This window comes from Candidatus Wallbacteria bacterium (assembly GCA_028687545.1).
In the GTDB taxonomy this organism is placed as follows: domain Bacteria; phylum Muiribacteriota; class JAQTZZ01; order JAQTZZ01; family JAQTZZ01; genus JAQTZZ01.
The window spans coordinates 1-20,858 of record JAQTZZ010000040.1 but is presented as its reverse complement, the minus strand read 5'-3'; the positions used below and the strand labels follow the sequence as shown (position 1 = coordinate 20,858).

Annotated in this window: 16 protein-coding genes; 7 read left to right on the top strand and 9 right to left on the bottom strand. The window is 50.0% G+C overall.

All coding sequences use genetic code 11. The annotated features are described in order from the left end of the window. Window positions 1-50: 50 nt before the first annotated feature. From purE to hutI, 4 genes are all read left to right on the top strand, one after another. Window positions 51-536, top strand: coding sequence for a 5-(carboxyamino)imidazole ribonucleotide mutase (purE, locus tag PHW04_14055; protein MDD2717010.1), 486 nt, complete (start codon window positions 51-53; stop codon window positions 534-536). Further along, window positions 536-1,402: a phosphoribosylaminoimidazolesuccinocarboxamide synthase gene (locus PHW04_14050; protein ID MDD2717009.1), complete on the top strand. Its 867-nt coding sequence runs from the start codon at window positions 536-538 to the stop codon at window positions 1,400-1,402. Before purE ends, PHW04_14050 begins: the two co-directional genes overlap by 1 nt. A gap of 61 nt (window positions 1,403-1,463) precedes the next feature. Next, window positions 1,464-1,961: a shikimate kinase gene (locus PHW04_14045; protein ID MDD2717008.1), complete on the top strand. Its 498-nt coding sequence runs from the start codon at window positions 1,464-1,466 to the stop codon at window positions 1,959-1,961. 1 nt (window position 1,962) lies between these two features. Further along, the gene (hutI, locus tag PHW04_14040) at window positions 1,963-3,192 is read left to right on the top strand and encodes an imidazolonepropionase (protein ID MDD2717007.1); all 1,230 of its coding nucleotides are present in this window, start codon (window positions 1,963-1,965) and stop codon (window positions 3,190-3,192) included. 20 nt (window positions 3,193-3,212) lie between these two features. Here hutI and PHW04_14035 read toward each other — a convergent pair whose 3' ends face one another. Next, complete coding sequence (locus PHW04_14035) at window positions 3,213-3,851, bottom strand: type II secretion system protein (GenBank protein MDD2717006.1); 639 nt, start codon at window positions 3,849-3,851, stop codon at window positions 3,213-3,215. A gap of 10 nt (window positions 3,852-3,861) precedes the next feature. Then, window positions 3,862-4,506, bottom strand: coding sequence for a type II secretion system protein (locus tag PHW04_14030; GenBank protein MDD2717005.1), 645 nt, complete (start codon window positions 4,504-4,506; stop codon window positions 3,862-3,864). Between the two features lie 223 nt (window positions 4,507-4,729). Between PHW04_14030 and PHW04_14025 the strand changes: the two genes are divergently transcribed. Further along, a complete protein-coding gene (locus PHW04_14025) occupies window positions 4,730-8,164 on the top strand; it encodes a HEAT repeat domain-containing protein (GenBank protein ID MDD2717004.1) in 3,435 nt (1,144 codons plus the stop codon). A gap of 3 nt (window positions 8,165-8,167) precedes the next feature. Here the strand turns inward: PHW04_14025 and dnaB are convergent, their stop codons facing one another. From dnaB to rpsF, 6 genes are all read right to left on the bottom strand, one after another. Further along, window positions 8,168-9,514, bottom strand: coding sequence for a replicative DNA helicase (gene dnaB, locus PHW04_14020; protein ID MDD2717003.1), 1,347 nt, complete (start codon window positions 9,512-9,514; stop codon window positions 8,168-8,170). Window position 9,515: 1 nt separating this feature from the next. Then, window positions 9,516-9,968: a 50S ribosomal protein L9 gene (gene rplI, locus PHW04_14015; GenBank protein ID MDD2717002.1), complete on the bottom strand. Its 453-nt coding sequence runs from the start codon at window positions 9,966-9,968 to the stop codon at window positions 9,516-9,518. Further along, on the bottom strand, window positions 9,949-11,082 hold the full coding sequence (locus PHW04_14010) for a DUF2232 domain-containing protein (protein MDD2717001.1): 1,134 nt from the start codon (window positions 11,080-11,082) through the stop codon (window positions 9,949-9,951). The genes rplI and PHW04_14010 overlap by 20 nt, the downstream gene beginning before the upstream one ends. After that, window positions 11,082-11,306, bottom strand: a complete 225-nt coding sequence (rpsR, locus tag PHW04_14005; protein ID MDD2717000.1) for a 30S ribosomal protein S18 — start codon at window positions 11,304-11,306, stop codon at window positions 11,082-11,084. Before rpsR ends, PHW04_14010 begins: the two co-directional genes overlap by 1 nt. Before the next feature lie 61 nt (window positions 11,307-11,367). Then, window positions 11,368-11,817 carry a single-stranded DNA-binding protein gene (locus tag PHW04_14000; protein MDD2716999.1) on the bottom strand — a complete coding sequence of 150 codons (450 nt, stop codon included), beginning with the start codon at window positions 11,815-11,817 and terminating at the stop codon, window positions 11,368-11,370. Next, complete coding sequence (rpsF, locus tag PHW04_13995) at window positions 11,817-12,188, bottom strand: 30S ribosomal protein S6 (protein MDD2716998.1); 372 nt, start codon at window positions 12,186-12,188, stop codon at window positions 11,817-11,819. Before rpsF ends, PHW04_14000 begins: the two co-directional genes overlap by 1 nt. Before the next feature lie 351 nt (window positions 12,189-12,539). Here rpsF and PHW04_13990 point away from each other — a divergent pair, with 351 nt between their 5' ends. Continuing rightward, on the top strand, window positions 12,540-13,601 hold the full coding sequence (locus PHW04_13990; protein ID MDD2716997.1) for a glycosyltransferase family 1 protein: 1,062 nt from the start codon (window positions 12,540-12,542) through the stop codon (window positions 13,599-13,601). 179 nt (window positions 13,602-13,780) lie between these two features. Further along, complete coding sequence (locus tag PHW04_13985) at window positions 13,781-14,953, top strand: ATP-binding protein (GenBank protein MDD2716996.1); 1,173 nt, start codon at window positions 13,781-13,783, stop codon at window positions 14,951-14,953. Window positions 14,954-15,088: 135 nt separating this feature from the next. Here the strand turns inward: PHW04_13985 and PHW04_13980 are convergent, their stop codons facing one another. After that, window positions 15,089-20,752 (bottom strand): SUMF1/EgtB/PvdO family nonheme iron enzyme, encoded by a 5,664-nt coding sequence (locus tag PHW04_13980; protein MDD2716995.1) that lies wholly within the window; start codon window positions 20,750-20,752, stop codon window positions 15,089-15,091. Between the last annotated feature and the right edge of the window lie 106 nt (window positions 20,753-20,858).

The window sequence follows — 20,858 nt, the reverse complement described above, 5'->3', positions numbered from 1 at the left end:
ATGTAGAGACGCGCCATGGCGAGTCTGTACGAACAGGATATGAGGTGCATATGAAAAAAGTCGCATTTTTGATCGGCAGCAAAAGTGATCTTCCCAGGATCCAGAAAGGTCTGGAAACCCTGGTTGATTTCGATGTGCCGTTTGAACTGGTGGTGATGTCAGCTCACAGGGTACCGGAACAGGTGGCTGAATTTTCCGGACAGGCCCGTTCCAAAGAATTCGGCGTGATCATCTGCGCAGCTGGAATGGCCGCTCATCTGGCTGGAGCTGTGGCAGCCAGATGCACTCTTCCAGTGATCGGAATTCCGGTCAGTTCCGGAAGCCTGCTGGGGATTGATGCGCTTCTTTCTACTGTGCAGATGCCGTCAGGAATTCCAGTGGCCTGTGTGGGGATCGACGCTGCCGCCAACGCGGCAATCCTAGCCGTGCAGATACTGGCTTTGTCAGATCCGGCATTGGTTACTAAACTCGAACACGGGAGAGAGGAAGGGAAGCAGAAAATAGCTCAGGACAACAGGGATCTAAAGGAAAGCTGATGAAGAAAGGATTCAATGAAATCATCAAGGGTCTGACACTGATCAAGCAGGGTAAAGTCAGGGATATTTATGAAATCGACAGTGAAAGGCTGCTGTTCGTGACTTCGGACAGGATCTCAGCCTTTGATGTGGTGCTGCCTGTCCTGGTACCGGGAAAAGGGGAGGTGCTGAACGAGATTTCCCTGTTCTGGTTCGGACTGCTTGCTGGAGTAATAAAAAACCATTATCTGAGCGGTGTGGGATCACTGAAGCTCGATCCGGAAACGGAAAAAAAACTCAGAAAACGCTCCATGGTTGTAGCCAGATCCAGAGTGCTGCCTGTGGAATGCGTTGTCAGGGGTTATCTGGCCGGTTCCGGCTGGCAGGAATATGCCGGATCCGGAAGCATCTGCGGGATAGAAATTCCTTCAGGCCTGCGGGAGTCAGAGAAGCTTCCAGATCCGATTTTTACCCCCACCACCAAAGCTGAGTCCGGGCACGACCTCCCGATTTCAATTCCGGAATTCGAGAAAATAGTGGGAGCCGGATTAGGAAAAAAAATCAGGGAGAGCAGCCTGGAAATCTACCGCAGGGCATCGGAATACGCTCTGGAACGTGGCATCATCATTGCCGACACCAAGCTGGAATTCGGGATGATCGGTTCGGAACTTGTGCTGGTGGACGAAGTCCTGACCCCTGATTCATCGCGATTCTGGCCGCTGGATGGATACAGACCCGGCAGCTCTCCTTTGAGCTTTGACAAGCAGTATTTACGAGACTATCTTAGCGCCAATCACTTCCAGTACGATGGAATTCCAGAGCAAGTGGTGGCTAAGACCGGTGAGAAATATCGTGAAATCCTCAGACTGATGACTGCGGAATCCTGACTGTTGAAAACTCTTTTTTCTGATATAATGAAAGGGATCGATTTTTTCTGACGGAATTATAATGAAAGACAAGGTGTTCCTAGTTGGTTTCATGGGCTGTGGGAAAACCACGGTCGGTAAACTGCTGGCCAAGAAGATGGGCAGGCCTTTTTTTGATGTGGACCGTGAAGTCGAACAGAATGAAGGCAAGAAGGTCTCCGAGATTTTCGCGGAATCCGGGGAGGAACATTTCAGGTCCCTGGAAACCGAGTGGATCAAATCCGTCTGTAAAGGAAAAAAAGCAGTTGTTTCCGGTGGCGGAGGCTGCTTCTGCAGGCCGCAGAATCGGGAAATCATTAAGAAAAACTGTACTACCGTTTATCTCGAGGCCGAGTTTGAGACATTGCTTGAGCGCATCCTGAAGGATAATGACCGTCCTCTGGCACAGAATCTCGAAGAATTGCACTCTCTTTTCGACCAGAGAATTCAGGATTACGAAAAAACCGATTTTTCAGTGCGCATCGACGATCGTTCCCCGCTGGAAATCGTGGAAGAAATCATCAAAGTCATCGGTGAATGATGTGTATCTAATCCGCAATGCGAACCAGATCCTGACCATGTCTGACCTGACCCTCGGAGTCAGATCCGGTGTTTCACTGCTGTGTTCAGATACAATCATCGCGCTTGACCAGGACTCTGTTATTGAACGCCTGATTTATGAAAAATACAGGGATCAGCCGGTCACTGTTTACGATGCTGCCGGCTGCATTGTAATGCCGGGTTTTATCGATTCCCACACCCATCTTGTTTTCGCAGGCAGCAGGGAACACGAATTCAGAATGCGGCTGACCGGTAAAACCTACCTGGAAATTCTCTCAGCCGGTGGCGGGATCCTGTCTTCAGTGGAGGCTACCCGGAAAGCCCCGGAAGATCTGCTGCTGGAACTCGCCAAAAACCGGCTCCGCATCATGTTGCACTATGGAACGACCACTGTAGAAGCAAAAAGCGGCTATGGCTTGGATCTTGAAACTGAACTGAAGATGCTGAGAGTCGCAAAAAAACTCTCCAGGTACCAGCCTGTTGATCTGATTTCCACTTTTCTGGGTGCGCATGCCCTTCCCAGGGAATATTCAGGGAATAAAGACAAGTTTCTCAGTTACCTCCTGTCTGAAGTTCTCCCTGCCGTAAAATCTGAAAGCCTGGCTGATTATTGCGATATTTTCTGCGAAAAAGGGGTGTTCGAAATTGAAGAGACAAGGGCTTATCTGACTCAGGCCCAAAAAATGGGGTTCAAGCTTAAAATGCATGCTGACGAGATCCACGACATAGGCGGGGCCAGGCTGGCGGCTGAACTGGGAGCGGTTTCTGCAGACCATCTGGGAGCAGTCAGTGACGATGGAATCGCAGCTCTCTGTTCAAGCGGGACCGTAGCTGTGCTGCTGCCTGTGACTCTATTTTATCTGATGAGCAAAGCGTATGCACCTGCCAGGAAAATTCTGGATGCAGGAGTGCCTGTGGCGATCGCCACTGATTTCAACCCTGGATCATCTTTCTGCGAATCGATGCAGACTGCGATCACGCTTTCCCTTCTGCAGATGAAGCTGACGCCCGAAGAAGCCCTGTTCGCTTCAACCAGAGGCGGTGCACAGGCTCTGGAGCTTACTGATAGAGGAGAGATCAGCATAGGGAAACTTTCGGATCTTTTAGTGATCAATGCCGATAATTATCTGCACTTTGCCCATCACATCGGAGTGAATCAGGTCAAAGCCGTATTCAAGCGCGGTGCGCTGGTTTTTGAAGACAGTCATTGATTTGATCTTAGAAACTGGTTTTAATAAACCGGATCTTCGTCCGGCTTTTTGATTTCTGAATAATCCGGATAATCTTTGAGCTTTCCCGACAAATCACCCAGATACAGATTATCGGCCGGTGTGGTTGTCGAATCAGCGCTTAATTTGTCGAAACTGCTGTCTTTGTAATACTTATTGCCCCGATTTCCAATGCGTACATTGCAGATGCCGCGTGTATCCCACTTGTAATCTGCCGCCTGCTTTCCAAGTATCGTCAACTGCTCATCTGTATACATCGTGAGAGGTACCACCTTTTCCGAGGTGGGAACGTCTTCGGAAGTTCCTGCCCAGAGATAAGTGGGATGCGGGATGTTGCTGCCGGTTTTATGATCAGGCGACCAGACTGCGATCTCCCAGGTGCAGCCGTCAGTCAGGGGGTCGGTCGGGATCGCATTTATGTAGCCGCGCTCCACCAGTTCCCTGAGGCTGCGGGGATAGCAGCCGTCATGATCTTTGGCGTAAGCCACCAGTGCCCTGCGGATGGTAGCCAGGTTGTATAGCAGCACGTTTTTCTTGCTGTCATCGATGTACTGGATCACTTTGGGCACGATCAGGGCTGACAGCACGCCGATAATTGTGATTGAGATCACCAGTTCGATCAGGGAAAAAGCTTTTTTCATTGGCAGCCTTTCAATTTGAATAAGTTCTGTTCGAATCTGCATAGATCAGAATTTCAATTGAGTCATACAGGTCCTCTTCAGGATCTATTCCAAGTGGAGCAGTGCTTCTGACATTGCAAATGCCCCAGTAGCTGTATTCCAGATCTCCGGAATCCTTATCCTGATGGGGTCCTAGCAAGGGTGTCACTCCATCATCATCTTTGGGATTTCTGGGCAGAATTACATCCGTAGTAGCCCAGACAGGAGCCTGATCCTCACTTGTAGGCTTGTACATCACCCATTGCTCCTTTTTTTTCCAGCCTTTCGTGATGTTCCATTCGAAATACTGCGTAATGCTCGGATCCCGTATTTCGGTATATGGCTCATATGTTCTCCTGGCAATCTGCCAGTCGCTGGTGTCGGCATAAATGTTGAAAGGGATTTCCCGCATGTAATCCTGTTCAATCAGGCCCTTCAATTTCCTGGGATAGGCCCCGTTGTGATCCCTGGCATACTGTTCCAGAGCTGAACGCATCATTTTAATGGTTTTATAGGTCACGGCTTTTTTCTGTGTCAGGTAAAGATCATGGCCATAGGGAAGCACCAGGTAAGCCATGAATGAAATGATCGTGACTGCGGCAGCCAGTTCAATCATCGAAAAACCGGATTGTTTCATCATTAAATTTATACCATATCCGGGCCTGGTTGGCAAGACAATCACAGCTTGAGAATTTCTTGAATCTGCCGATTAATATCTGGAAGCCCGGCTGAATCGTTCTTTGCTTGTGCCGGAGCAGAAAAGATATTATAATTGTTTAAACTGAGAGACTGAAAAGAAAAACCGATAGGGCTTGGATGATGAAATGTTGAATGAATTGTTCTGTCAGAGGGTCAGGTAAATGGATTTTAAAAAAGAATTCATCGACAGCATTCTTTCTGCTGGTGACGATCACCGCGAATCAAAATTCAACGATCTGAAGCAGCGGGTCAAGGCGGGTGATTCCCAGGCCGCAGAATTGTTGAATTTTCTCGCGAACTACGAAGAAGTATCAGTCCGTTATTATGCCAAGAAAATCCTGGACGACTTGAAACAGGAGAAATCAGGCACATCGGTCGACGATGAATACGATGTGGGGACAATCCTGAAAAGCCTGGGAGAGAGTTCACACGGCCTGTTCGATGAAGACAAGTCTTTCAAATCCATCAACATCGACGCTCTGATCAAATATCTCAAAGACCCTGATTACAAGAAGAGAATCAAGGTGGTCCAGGGCGCCGGACAGATGGCTGACCCCAATGCAATTCCCTATCTGATCAATCTGCTGTCTGAAGAGCGTCATCCTTTTGTCAAGGCTACGCTCGTCAAAGTGCTGGGCGGGTTCCGCGACTCCAAGGTAATCCCTGTGATAGCGGAATACCTGAAGGACCCTGACCACAGGATCCGCGCCAATGCGATCGAGGGGCTGGAGCAGATCCCTGATCCGAAGGTGGTTGAGTTTCTGGTCCCCATGCTCCAGGACCCTGAACACCGCGTCCGCGCCAATGCCGCCAAAGTACTGGTAAAATTCGGCAAACAGGACGTACTGGAAGTTCTGGAAAAGATGCTTTCCTCGCCGGCCTTGTGGCTTAACGAGAGCGCGATCTATGCACTCGGCGAAATCGGCAGCCGCGAAGGTCTGGAACTTCTGAAAAAAAAGCATGACACTGTCCAGCGCGAAGAGGTTCGGATCTCGATCCTGAAGTCAATCGCCAAGTATCTGCCCAGTCAGGATGTCACAAATTTTCTCAAGGGCATTTATAACGCACTTTCTGATAAAAATTGCCCTGAAGGCATGCTGCTTTCCCATCTTCTGAAAGCCGGGGGAAAGCAGGTACAGGGCCCTGACAGCGCAGCGAAAAAAAAGAAGCCTGTCTATTTGATGGCAGTTGCGGCAGCTGCAATTCTGATCATCGCAGCCGTTTACTTTCTAAAGACCAGTCAGAACCAGGTTGTGCTGCCGGTTGCCGTCAAGCCGCCTGTGACGCCCACGACTGAAGCCATTATTACGAAGACCGTGGAAACGGCACTGAAGATAATCACAGACGAAACGATCCAGAGGCCGGTCAATCCGATCCTGAAAACCGAGGAAATCCCGGTTTTGAAAACTGTGGAGACTGCGGCAGCTAAAGCGATTGAGACAGCTGCGGTGAAAAAAAACCCGGTCATCCCCAGAAAAACCGTTGAAACTTCGGCTGTCAAAGCTCCTGTGATTAAGAAAACCGTGGAAACCGCGGCTGTACCTGTAAAGATCGTTCCCCCGGAACCTGTGGAAAATCCGGAGGCATCGAGTGAAGTTGCGGTTGCTCCAGTCGAGCCTGTTGAGCCAGTCACGCCGGTCGAGCCTGTTGAACCGGCATCCACCACACTCCCGGTTGAAACTGAAGAAGTCGTCAAGAGCAGCACTGTTCCTCTTAATAATGTAAAGACCGCGCCTGTGTCGTCGACCGGGGAGTCCCTCTCAACGATCATTGACTGGGCCAGGACCAAGATCACCAGGGAAACTGCCGCCGTGCAGACTCCTGTTTCTGCGAACAAGCAGATTAACCTCGACCAGAAGCTGCAGCTTTTCGGAGTCGATCAGCCTACCAGGGATAAGATTCAGCAGAGCATCGAAAAAGAGCGCAAGCAGCTTAATAAAAAATTTCTGATAATCTATCCCCAGGCTTCCAACTCCCGCAGCGAACGTGTCTATGTCAAAGGATTTACGGATTTTCTGATCAGCAATTTCAGCAAGCTGCCTGGATTGGATGTTGTCAGCCGTGAAGAGATGCACCAGAAGCTCGTGGAACTCGGACTCTCGGTCCAGGACCTTGACCGGACGGAAGTTGCCCAGAAACTGGGTGAGATGTTCAGCGTGGATTACGTGATATTCGGCTCGATCAGGGAGATCGGCAATAATTATGACACATATTACAAGGAATTCGTCGATTCCGCTCCCCAGAACGACGAGGCGACCAAGAATTTTCTGCAGGGGAATCTGGACAGCGACATTTACAATGATGCAGCCATGGCCAACATGACCATGGAAGAGAAAAATGAGATCGCAAACCGGAATTACCGGGAAGGAAAGATGTACTTCGAACGCAAGGACTACGTTGATGCATACAAACGATTCACCATCACGAAGCGGGTCCTGAAGGATCAGCGTTTACCATACGAGGACTTGACGGAATATATGCAGCTTGCTGAAAGCAACATCCGCAAAGTGAGCACCCGCGACCGGGACCAGCTTAAAAAGAGCGTGACCATGGGGCATACTTTGAGAATCCTGGATTGTGACAACCGCAAGGTGATCTGGGAGAATACCTTTAACAAGGAAATCTATTATTTCCATGATATCCTGAAAACCGCATTTCAGGCTATCTACGATAAGATGCAGATGAACTACCTTTCTTTTTCCTCCAACAGCCTGTTCACCGGATTCACGGAAAGTCTGGAGGCTTTTTTGAGGCTTTACAAGGCCATTGACACGATGGATTTCAATGTCGGAGACAGGATCAGTGAGAACAAATCCGACGATGCCCTGACCCTGATCGAACAATCACTGAAAATGGACAGCGACTATTCAGATGCTTACTATTACCGCTCCCTGGTCTATGCCCGCAAGAACAACCTGGTAAAGGCGCTGACAGACGCCAACAAGGCTTCCCAGCTCGATCCCTCCAATATCCGGGTCCGCTACCAGGTGGCGTTTTACAGGAAGAACCTCGGAGACAAGACAGGGTCAGACCTTGAACTGGAAAAGATCTCCAAGATCAAGGGGCTGCAGTCAGGGGACCTGATGTCCAGGGCGCATCTGGACCTTGCCTATCAGAAATTCCACGAGGGGAACAAGAACCAGGCTTTCAAAGAACTGCAGAACGCCATGATCAGTGATCCTTCTCTGGGAGAGGCGTACCTGGCAATGGGAATTTATTACATGAACGCTTCAGACTATCAGAAAGCATACTATGCCCTGGAAGAGGCTGACAAGCTGTACAAGAATTCCGTGTTCGTCAAGATCTGCCTGGCTGAAAGCCTGAAAGCTCTTGAAGACTATGATTCAATGGTGAAATACCTCAAAGATGCGCTGCTGTATATCAACTCTGACAAGAAGTTCCAGAACGGCGGAAGCTATCAGGTGGACAAGTACGACATTTCACCGGTCTATCAGGCCAACGCGGTTTATTACTTCCTGGGAATTGCCTTCAAAGCCAAGGGCAGCAGGGAACTGTCCCAGTCCTATTTCAGGCAGTGCATTACGCTTGAGCCTTACAGTGATTATGCATACAAGGCGCGGAGCGAGCTGGAATAGGTTCTATTCCGAACGCCGTGTGGTGTTATAGAATCTTGTGTATTTATCCTTGAATTCAAGCTTCACCACCCCGATCGGGCCGTTCCTGTGCTTGGCAATGCTGATTTCAGCGATCCCAGGTTCTGCCGTCTTATCCTTTTTGTAGTACTCGTCCCTGTACAGCAGCATGACCAGGTCTGCGTCCTGCTCGATCGAACCGGATTCCCGGAGATCGGAAAGCATGGGGCGTCTGTCTGTTCTGGATTCCACGGCGCGGTTGAGCTGGGAAAGCACTATGATCGGGACGTTCAGCTCGCGTGAGAGGAGTTTCATTCCTCTGGAGATTTCAGTGATCTGCTGCTGCCTGCTTTCCACTGAGGAAGACGAGCTGATCAGCTGCAGATAGTCCACGATTATCAGGGACAGATCAGGATTCTGTGATTTGAGTTTCCGGCTCTTGGCTCTGATTTCCAGTACAGTGATGTTGGCCGTGTCGTCGATGAAAATCTTTCCCTTGGCGATCCTGCTCGCGGCCAGATGCAGCTTGCCCCAGTCGCTCTGCTTGATCATGCCTTTCCTGAGCAGGCTCTGGTCGATCTCAGCTTCCTGGGATAGTATGCGCTGCACAAGCTGGGTGGCGGGCATTTCCAGATTAAAGACAGCTACTGGTTTCTTGTGCTCGAAAGCCACGTGGGCTGCTATATTGAGGGTGAGGGCGGTCTTTCCCATTGAGGGCCGGCCCGCTACTATGATCAGGTCTGCGGGCTGAAAGCCGGCTGTAAGGCTGTCCAGGTCATAGAAGCCGGAAGGAAGACCTGTAATGTGGTCCTTGTTCTTATAGACTTTCTCCAGCATGTCAAAGGCCTTGGTGACCAGATCATCGATCGGCTGGAAATCCTTGATGTTCCTGTTGTGGGATACAAGGTACAGTTTCTGTTCGGCCTGATCAATCAGCTGGTCGAGGTTGAATTCCGCTCCTCCTCCGCCTTCAAAAGCCAGATTCGTGATTTCCTGGCCTGTCTGGATCAGCTGCCTCAGGATGGACTTGGCCTTCACGATTTTGGCATAGGCTTCGATGTTGGAATAATTAGGGACTCTTGAAATCAGGTCAGTGATGAAGGCCGCCCCTCCGGCCCCCTCCAGCATTTTGTTGTTCTGGAGGTAATCAGTGACAGTGCGCAGGTCTACCGGAGAGCCGGATCGTTCCAGGGACCTGACTGCACAGAAAATCACCTGAAATTTCGGCTGGTAGAAATCGGTCTCGCTCAGCAGCTCCAGGCTTGCGGACACCGCATCCTTGGAGAGCATCATTGCTCCAAGTACAGCCTCTTCGGCTTCCAGATCCTGAGGGGGAAGCTTCCTGTCGGTCATGCTATTCTTCCAGGGCCTTGATTTCCAGGGCCAGGCTGGCATGCACATCATGGTACAGCTTGATTTTTATCTTGAATTTTCCGATCTCTTTCAGGGGTGCTTCCAGCTCGATCTTGCGCTTGTCGATCTCCATTTTAAGCTGAATTCTGATCTGTTCCGCTATGTCTGGCGAAGTGATCGATCCATACAGTTTGCCCTTTTCCCCGCTTTTCGCCGCGATCACGAGCTTGCTTTCTGCTAGTTTTTCTGCCATTTCCCTGGCTTCGATCAGCTCGCGCGAATCCTTGATCGTCTTTTCCTTTTTCAAATGATCCAGCATTTTCCGGTTGCCGTCCGTAGCCATCACAGCCAGTTTCTTGGGAATCAGGAAATTCTGGGCATAACCGTCCCTTGTTTCGAGCAAAGCACCTTTTTTTCCGAGATTCTTGATGTCTTCAAGCAGGATTACTTTCATGTGTTACTCCTTCTAATTTTCTAAAATCGAACCAGGAATCAAAGATTCCCAGCAGTGTCAGAAACAAAAGAAAAGGCGGGATCAGCACTGAATATACGAACACCACTACTATGGCCATTGAGGTGCTCCTGGAGCGGCGGATCAGCTCGGAGAACAGGAAAGCGAGCGGCAATGCCAGCAGCGGGTTATGCAGGATAAAGGTCAGGATCAGGGACAGGAACAGGAAAACCATCAGGGCCAGCAGGCCGAAGACTTTGATCCGCTCGAAATAGTTGTTCACTATGGCGAGGCCCTGGAAATAGTAAAAAATCAGGCTGGAAATCAGGATGTTCAGTGAATAACGCAGCAGATTCCCGCCGGTCGAATCAGGCATGTCCATCAGATTGGTATGATTCAGATAGGTATAGGCTTCGTAAAACCCCAGCGAGAAAATGAAGACGAAGATGTATTTCCAGGGAAGGGAGTAAAGGCTGAAAGGCACGATTTCCGACCGGAAATAGCTGAGCAGCAGATACTGGCCGAGCAGATAATAGATGAGCGCAAAGCAGGAGGCTGAGAAAACGAAGATCGAGGGATAAAAAATCTGGAACATGATTTTGAGCACCTGGACGAATCGTTCCAAAGCCACTTTCTGCTCATCAACACTCTTGCCGCTTTTTTCCAGGTCCCGCAGCAGGTCGAGTTCCAGCTTGTCTATCACCTGCAGAGCTTCCTGCCTGAATTTACCGTCAGGCAGGCTGCCTGTGAATCCTCCCAGGAACAGGATGACAATCAGGAAAATGGCCAGGCAGGAAAATGTGGCAAAAAAGATCGTACCTGCAGGGTTGAATTTTTTCCTGGCGAACAGGCCGATCAGGAAACCGCTGAGTCCATAAAAAGTGAAATAGGTGATTGAATTGGCTGGAGAGGCCAGGCAGACGAGGAATGTGGAGGCCAACAGGCTCATGACTGCAGTTTTGAACGGAGTGCGGTAGGCGGCAAGCAGCATGGGCAGCGAGGAGAAGATCGAAATCACCTGCCCGGCTGTCTGAAAGATCAGTAAAGAGCCGAACAGGATAAAAGAAAGAGCGCAGTAAAGCGCTCCTTCCAGCATTTCATTTTTTTCGGACGGCATCAGTGGTTATCAGTCCCGACAACCGGGAGCAGAGCGATTTCCCTGGCCCGTTTGATGGCTTCGCCGACGCAGCGCTGATGTTTGGCGCAGCAGCCGGTGACGCGGCGCGGCAGGATCTTGCCCTTTTCCGTGATATAGCGGCGCAGCAGCTCGGTTTTCTTGAAATCCACGTATGTGAGGTTGTCTTTGCAGAAGATGCAGATTTTCTTGCGCGGGGCTCTCATTTTATTGTTCGGATTCATTCTGGGTTCTCCTTGGTATTCTTAGTGTTCAGTGGTTAAAGTCTTAGAAAGGTATGTCTTCGCCGTGATCTTCGCTGCCTGTGCCGTCGATCTGTTCGATCGGAGGCATTTCAGAAGCAGCCGGGGGTGGAGGAACATCCGCTGCGCCGTTCTCTTCGCGCTGGGCGAAGCGGTCCAGGAACTGGATGTTGTCAGCGATCACTTCAGAGACCTTTTTCTTGGTGCCGTCCTGAGCTTCAAAGCTCCTGATCTGGAGCCTTCCCTCGACCAGCGCCAGCTTCCCCTTGCTGAGATATTGCTTGCAGTTTTCAGCCAGCTTGCGCCAGACCACGATGTCGATGAAATCTGTCTCGCGTTCATTGTTCTGATTCTTGAACGGCCGGTTCACAGCCAGGGTGAAGTTCGCGACTGCAGGCCCGCCGTTCGGGACATAGCGCAGCTCAGGGTCTCTGGTCAGGCGTCCGATCAGCAGAATCTTGTTCAGAGTCGCCATCAGATCTTCTCCTCGACCTTTTTATGCTCTGTGGGGATTTTCGGCAGATTGGGGATATAGTCTGCCACCATCTGTTCGTTCAGTTTGAGGGTCATGTGCCTCCAGATGTCGGGAGTGACTGTGTAGAAATGGGAGAGCTTCCCCTGGACAGTGGGCAGAGCCTTGAAGTAAATCAGAACATAATAGCCGTTGTCCTGTTTTTTGACCTGGTAGGAGAGCCTGCGCACGCCCCAGACGTCTTTCTTGCAGACTTCGCCTTCTTCTTCGTGGATGATGGTCTCGACCTTGTCGAGCAGCTTCTGGTAGCCTTCGGCTTCCATGGTGGGGTTCATCATGATCAGAGATTCGTAATAATTGTGATACTTTGTCATTAAGTATCCCTCCGGTTTAAATTCCGAGTCTGACTCGGTGACAGTACCAGTCCCAATGACCAGGCTGGTACAGGGTGGTGTAAGTATAAGGAAAGAAAGAATTGATGTCAACAGTTAGTGGCGGACCACCAGGTTTGACCGGAAGCCGTCTCTGAAACCGCATCGAAATAAAACGCAATTTCTGATATGCTGATTTTGCTTGGCAAATTTTTGTGGTGTGCAGCCATATATTTTACAAAAACTTTGATTTGTGGCGGGTCCTGTCCTGGTGTATAAAGCTGTTGAAAAACCCTCCGGGTTTTGTTACAGCTTCGGATACCTGGCCACCCCACAAGGGCTGGGTAATTAGATATGAAGAACATCGCGATAGACATCAGATATCTGGAAAAAGACCGCACAGGCATTGCAGTGGGTTTGAAAGCGATTCTGCTGCAGCTCGATCGCCTCAGGCCGGATTACTGCTTTCACCTTCTCTGCAGGCAGCCTGAGCAATCTGAGTTTGCAGGGAGCGATTACTTCCGGTTGAATCGCTTTGACGCCGAAATCTTTTCGGCCAAAGAGCAGATCCTGCTTCCCCTGCTTCTGAAAAAGCATAAAATCGATCTGCTGTATGAGCATCAGTTCATAGTCCCGTTTTTAAAAACATGCAGGATAGTGACCTATCTGCATGACTTCATTCCCCTGCTGTTTCCAGGTTATTATTCCAGGCTTAAAGAATTTTACTACCTGTACATGAACAGGCTGGCAGTAAAAAGATCAGACGTGTTACTCGTGAATTCCGAAAACACCAGAAAAGACCTGATTAAGCTCTTTAAACCGGAGCAGCCTGTGATAGTCAATCATTACGCTCATTCGCCTGAAAAGCTCGAAATGATCGATAACGGCATTTTAAGCAGTCTGGATCTGATAAAAAACGGATATTACCTGTTTGTTTCTTCCCTGAAATCCCACAAAAATCACCCCTTCCTGATCGAGTCTTTCCTGAAATCCAATCTAACCGACAAACTGGTGATAGTCGGACGGAAAAATGCGGATTGTACAGCTTCTGATCCACGCCTGATTTTCACGGATTTCATCAGCGACTCTGAATTGAACAGCCTGTATCGCAACAGCCTGGCCCTGGCAGTTCCTACGCTTTATGAGGGATTCGGGATTTTCGTGCTTGAAGCCCAGTTTCTTGGCTGCCCTGTGATCACTTCGAATCTGTCATCGCTACCTGAAGTGGCAGGAGCCGGCGCGATTCTCGTGAATCCCAGGAGCAGGGAAGAGCTGATCCATGCCATGGGAAAAGTCAAAAACGAGGAATGCAGGGCAGAACTGATCCGCAAAGGCCTGGAAAACCTGACCAGGTTTTCCTGGGACAGGCATCTGAAGACGCTGCTGGGGGTATTCGAGAAACTGCTTGAAGATTAGAGGTTGTTCCCTCAAGACCAGAAAAAATATTCGGTTTGTTGATTATTGAGGCGCGTCCCCATTCTGCTCCCCCATTCTGCTCCCTAATTATATCTTGACAACCACTCCAATGCTGTGTATATTTGCAGTAAGACTGAAAATATGCACAAAGGATGGCAGTGAAGTACATTCACAGAGAGATGGAAAAGCCACTTCTGGCTGCAGCCAGGCAATTCCCATCCGTCATAGTGACAGGCCCCCGGCAATCAGGCAAAACGACTTTGCTCAAGCATTTGTTTTCAGGGAAATACCGGTATGTTTCGCTTGATAATCCGGATATCCGGCTGCTGGCTGCGAAAGAACCGGCCCTTTTTTTTGAATCATTTCCCCCTCCATTGATTATCGATGAAATCCAGTATGTGCCGCAGCTTTTTCAGCAGATTAAAATTATGATCGACAATCAGCGCGAAATGCGGGGCAGATTCATCTTCACAGGTTCGCAGATATTTCCGCTGATGGCACATGTGGGCGAGTCTCTTGCAGGCAGGATTGCCGTTTTTACGCTGCTGCCATTTTCTCTCAGAGAGCAGGGCTGTGAAGTTGAATCAATGGATCTGCAGCTTTTACAGAAGAAGATTTTAAAAGGAGGATTCCCTGACGTTGCCCTCAGAAAGGACTTGAATCTCGAAACCTGGTTCACAGGCTATCTGCAGACATACCTGGAGCGGGATGTCAGGCAATTGAGACAAATCGGGGATCTCGGGGATTTCCAGAGATTCCTGCAGCTGACTGCAGCGCAGAACGGGCAGGTGCTTCATCTTTCAAACCTGTCCAGGGACCTGGGTGTGGCGGTAAACACCGTCAAAGCCTGGGTGACGATACTGGAAGCGAGCGGACAGATTATTCTGGTCAAGCCATTTTATCGGAACAAAGGCAAGCGGATCATCAAAAGCCCTAAGCTGTATTTTCTGGATACAGGGCTTCTCTGTCATCTCAACGGCATCACTTCCGAAAAACAGATTTTCAAGGGGCCATTATCCGGACAGGTGCTGGAGACGGTTGTCCTGGAGGAGATCGTTAAAAATTTCCATAACACGGGAAAGATCCCGAGAGTATACTGGTGGAGAACATCGCATGGGGACGAGGTGGATTTCATCGTGGAAGACAGGGGGAGAATAATCCCGGTGGAAGTGAAGCTGAGTTCCTCAGTCAACAGTGGAATGGCGAAAGGACTGAATCAATTCTGCGAACTGTTCCAGGATGAAGTGGAGCGTGCCTTTCTGGTCAGTCTCTCGCGTGAGAGCCTGAAACTCGGTCTCAGAACAGTATCGTTGCATTTTTCGGATTTCGTATTCAAAACTATTTCGAAATAGTAATCTGAAAATTTAAATCTGACAAATGAAAAGTAAAATTGTAAAGCACCGTCCCATTAATCGTCCCCATTAATCGGACAATGTGCCCACCTTTTACTGCCCCGCCGAGACTGTGAGGACACGCATGACGGTATTCTAATCCTGCGGGGGGATGGCCAGACGCAACCCGATGTCGCTGTACTTATAGTCAGGGCTGTTAAAGGGGCGAATCGCGGAGCGGCAATCGTGGTCGGTGCTGTACCACGAGCCGCCACGCATCACCCGATACGAGCCTGAAACAGGCCCTTGCGGGTCATCAGCAGGCGATGTGCTGTAATAATTCGATAAATACCAGTCATTACACCATTCCCAGACATTTCCGGCCATGTCATACAAGCCCCAGAAATTGGGTGTGGTTCCGCCCGCATCATGTGTTTTGGAGCTGCTGTTAACAGTATACCAGCAGTAAGCTCCGTTCATGGCTGCTCCCCAATAATATGCAGTAGCAGTCCCTGCCCTGCAGGCATATTCCCATTCGGCTTCTGTAGGCAATCTGAAGGTTCCATAACCGTGCACTTCCAGACTGGTGATGAAAGACTGGCAATCTGTCCAGGAAACCTGCTCTACCGGACAATTGGGGTAGCCAGCTGGAAAATAACTGGGAGTGTTGCCCATGATTTGCAGCCACTGTGCCTGTGTGACTTCAGTTTTACCCAGCCAGAAACCTTTGGTAATGTGTACTTCGTGTGTCGGGCGTTCATTACTGCCGCCTCCCTCACTGGCTGGACCACCCATTGTGAAGCTGCCTGACTGAATATAGACGAATTCCATGTTTACGCCGCTGCCCAGGTCAACTATCAGTGGCGCATTAGAATGCACTTTCAGGACCCTGCTGACTGGCACCCCGTTTTCAGCATACGAAGCTGTGATCTCAGTTGTACCAGCTGTACCTGGAGCAGTGAAGATATTACTGCCAACAGCTCCGCCGCCTGAGGTTATACTCCAGGTCAGATTGTGCGAGGTAAAAGTGCCGTCATTGTATTGAATTTCGGCAGTTGCTGGAAGATTGTAAGTCTGATTAGTCCCGATTTCCGCTGTTGTGGCAGACAGTTCGATCTCCACAGGCATTTTCGTGCCAGCCGGGACTGCGAGGAGGCGCAGGCCTTGGGCTCGGCTGCCGCTGCCGGGGTCTGCATAGTTACGGCTTGAGGAGCGAGCATACCACGCGTCATTATCCCAGGAACCACCGCGTACCACACTGTTAGTTCCAACTGCAGGACCTGAGGGATCTACGGTTGGAGAACTAGTGTAATAGGATGGGTCATACCAGTCATTGCACCATTCCCAGACATTCCCGCTCATGTCATACAAACCCCAGGCATTGGCCGTGGTTCCGCCTACATCATGCGTTGCACTGCCGCTGTTAGTGGAATACCAGCAGTAGCTATCGTTCATTGCAGCTCCCCAGTAATATGCGGTGGCAACCCCGGCCCTGCAGGCATATTCCCACTCAGCTTCAGTAGGCAGCCGGAAGGTGCCGTAACCGTGCACTTCCAGACTGGTGATGAAGGACTGGCAATCGGTCCAGGATACCTGCTCCACCGGGCAATTGGGATAGCCTGCTGTAAAATAACTGGGATTATTGCCCATGATCTGCTTCCATTGCGCCTGAGTGACTTCAGTTTTAGCCAGCCAGAAGCCTTTGGTAATGTTCACCTCGTGTGTCGGGCGTTCATTGCTCTCGCCTCCCTCGCTGGCCGGGCCGCCCATTGTGAAGCTGCCTGAAGGAATCCAGACGAATTCCATGTTTACACCACCACCCAGGTCAACCACCTTGGTTTTTGAATTGTCCAAATAAACCACTTCCAGGGTCTTGCTGAGTGTCACTCCGTTTTCAGCATATGATGCCGTGAGCTCAGTCGTACCTGCCGTGCCCGGTGCAGTAAAGACATTACCTGCAAGAGTGCCATTGCCGGATTTGACCCAGTTCAGATCATGCGAGATAAAAGTGCCGTCATTATATTCGATTTCAGCGGTTGGAAGCAGATTGTAAGCTTGGTTGACCCCGATTTCCACTGTGGTGAAAGACAGGCCGATATCTACAGGAGTGCTGGAAACAGTGGCAACTGAATGCCAGACATCATTGTACAATGAACTTGGCCAGTTGAAACCACCGATCACCCAGATTTTGTTGTTGAAGACCAGGCTGGTATGCTCTTTGCGGACTGAGAATCCTCCTGCTGCAGCGATGTTCCAGTTTCCGCCTGAGATTGAATAATAAGTGATATCATTATAGTAGTTCCCGCCGTCGCTGCCTGCGATCACCCACAGCTTGTTGTCAAAGACAATGCTGGTATGGCCTTGCCGGTTTGAAGGCATATCCGCAGTCTGAGTCCAGGTGATTCCATCACTTGAATACCAGATGTCTTTTTGAGCACCAGTGCCGTATCCGCCGATCAACCACATTTTACCGTCATAGACTGCGCTGGTAAAATCTGTGCGTGCCGGAAATGCAGCTTCAGAGGTTGCCAGTGTCCACTGAGAGCCGTCTATAGAGTACCAGACATCATGAACATAACCTGTGCTGTCCTGGCCTCCGATCACCCACATCTTATTGTCAAAGACCAGACTGGTATGATATTTCCTGGCAGAGAAATCCGCATCAGCAGTCGCAGGGGTCCAATCCGCACCATCAGTCGAATAATAGACATCATTGAATCTGGAGCTGCCGTTATTTCCGCCGATCACCCACATCTTATGGTCATAGGCCAGGCTGGTATGCTGCTCCCTCACTGTAAAAGCCGCATGGGCAGTGGCCTGAGTCCAGGTGATCCCATCGCTCGAATACCAGACATCGTTTGCGTAATAGGGAGAATCATTGATGTCTCCGCCGATCACCCACATTTTGTTGTCATAGATCAAGCTGGAATGATTATTCCTGGCTGGGAATGCCGCGCTTGCTGTGGATAGGATCCAGTTCGCGCAAGTCACCCGGATATGCGTGCTGATGGAATGTCCGTTTTCAGTATAGTCCACTTCTATCGTGGCTTCGCAGGAGGTTCCAGGAGCAGTGTATAGAGAACCGTTGATCGAGCCTCCGCCGATTGCCTGATAGGTCACGCTGTTCGCTTCATGTGAGGAACCGTCATTATGAAAGACTTTCTTGGAAATTGTGGAAAGTTCAAGGGTTCCGCCTGTAGCCACTTCCAGGGTTTTGGGATAGGTTTCCAGATAAAGGGGCATGACCTCTGCAGTCGCAGCTGAATACCAGACATCTTTTCTGTATAAAGGAGAAATGCTGCTGTAGCCGCTGATCACCCACATCCTGTTGTTGAAGACTATGCTTGAATGATTATAGCGCGGTGAAAATTCCGCATTTAATGCAGCCCTGGTCCAGGTGATTCCATCGATCGAAGACCAGACATCGTTCATGTAAGCAGAAGCTATTCCGCCGATCACCCACATCCTGTCGTTAAAAACCAGGCTGGTATGCCTGTCTCTGGAGGAGAAAGCAGCGGCTGCTGTGGCTTGAGTCCAGGTTACTCCATCACTGGAATACCAGGCAGAGTTATTGCCGCCCCCTATTACCCACATCTGATTGTTAAATACTATGCTTGAATGATCTGATAAGTTTGAAAAACCGGCGTCTGTACTTGCCTGAGTCCAGCCTGCGCCATCCGTGGAATACCAGACATCTTTTTTAAACAACCCGCCTGTGGCAATTCCACCGATTACCCAGATCCGGTTGTCAAAAGCCAGGCTGGTAAGTTTTTCACGGGCCGAGAAAGCAGCGCCGGCAGTGGCCTGTGTCCAGCCGGCACCATCCGTAGAATACCAGACATCGTTTTTATAAGTCCCATCATGTCCGCCGATCACCCACAGCTTGCCGTCAAAAACCTGGCAGGAGTGTTCAGATCTGATGGAGAAACCCGCACTCGCAGTGGCCTGGGTCCAGGTTACCCCATCACTTGAATACCAGACATCGTTTCTCTTATTGGCGCTGGCATCATCCCCGCCGATCACCCACATTTTGTTATTAAAGACTATGCTGCTCTGCGCCCTTCTGGCGTCGAAAGCCGCGCTTGCTGTGGCCTGAATCCAGTCCGCCACATGGATTATTATTTTCCGGCTGACTGTGACTGAATGTTCAGAATAGCCGGCTGAGAGTTCGACTGTGCCGTTCGAGCCGCCTGGGCTGTAAGAATGATCGACGATCTCGCCTGAGCCTGTAGAAATTGTCCAGGTCAGGTTATTTGCTGTGAATGTGCCGTTGTTGTACTGGATTTCAGCAGTCAAAGGCAAAGCAAAGGTGGCGCTGGTTTCCATGGTGACTTCCGTAGTGGGAAGATTGATGTCAACAGGTGTTACCTCAGCAGTGTCCAATGAGCACCAGACGTCGTTTTTCCAGCCAGTTGAGTCGCTCCCTCCAATCACCCACATTCTGTCCTCATAGACCAGGCTGGTATGAAGCGTACGTGCGCTAAACTCCGCTTTTACGGTAGCCTGTAACCAGGAGATCCCGTCACTGGAATACCACACATCATTTGCATAACTAGGAGCTCCGCCCCCTATCACCCACATTTTATTGTCAAAAACAAGACTCGTGTGCCTGGTTCGCGGGGTAAAAGCTGCTCCTGCAGTAGCCTGAAACCAGGAGATCCCGTCGCTGGAATACCATACATCGTTTTTATCGCTGCCTGTGCTGCCTCCGATCACCCACATTTTATTGTCGAATGTCAAACTGGAATGATAATCTCTGGCGGAGAAAGAGGCAGTTCCGGTGGCCCGGGTCCATGTCACTCCATCCGTCGAACACCAGGCTTCGCTAAATCTATGATAGGATCCAACATTGGAAAAGCCGCCTAGCACCCACATTTTGTTGTCAAAAACCAGGCTTGAATGATACATACGCGCGTCAAAAGCCGCATTAAGCGTAGCCTGGAACCAGGTGATCCCGTTGCTTGAAAACCAGACATCATTTTTGAATCCTTGTCCTGTTGTATATCCACCAATCACCCACATCTTGTCGTCGAAGGTCAGGCAGGTATGACCATAACGTGCTGAAAAATCAGCACCTGGAGTTTCCTGGCTCCAGGTGATCCCGTTACTGGACGACCAGACATCGTTTTTATCCGAACCGTTGCATTGCCCTCCGATTACCCACATTTTGTCTTTAAAAATCAGGTTGGCATGAAGTTTTCTCGCTGTAAAACCAGCACTTGCAGAGGCTTGAGTCCAGTCCGCCACATGGATTATCAACTTGCGGCTGACTGTCTTGGAATGTTCGGAACAGCTTGCCAGAAGTTCGACAGTACCGTTTGAGGTACCTCTCGTATATAAATTCCCGCTTAGACTTCCGTCACCGGATATGATGCTCCAGGTAAGGGGTTTTGCATAGAATGTACTGTCGTTGTATTGGGCTTCACCGGTGGCCGGGAGAGTGTAAGCAGTGGTTTCCATGGTGACTTCTGTAGTAGGCAGATTGAGGTCAACAAGGGTATTAGCAGCTGTTGCGGCGGAATACCAGACATCCTTTTTATAACCTGTGTCATATCCTGCGATCACCCACATCCTTCCATTTAAAACCACGGAAGTGGGGTTATAGCGTGCGGTAAAAGCGGCGGTATCTGTTGCCTTGACCCAGGCAGCACCATCTGCCGAGCTCCAGACGTCGCGCAATTTTGGACCGTTGGCTCCTGCAATCACCCACATCCGGTTATTGAAAACCAGGCTGGAATGTTGTGATCTGATGGGGAAGGCGGCAGCTCCTGTAGCCTGGAACCACTTGACACCGTCAGCCGAATACCAGACATCGTGCATGCGTGTGGTGTGATAACCACCGATTATCCATATCTTGTTGTCAAAAACTAGACATGTGGCGTCCCGTCTGGGACCGAAATCTGCAATTGCTACTTCCTGAGACCAT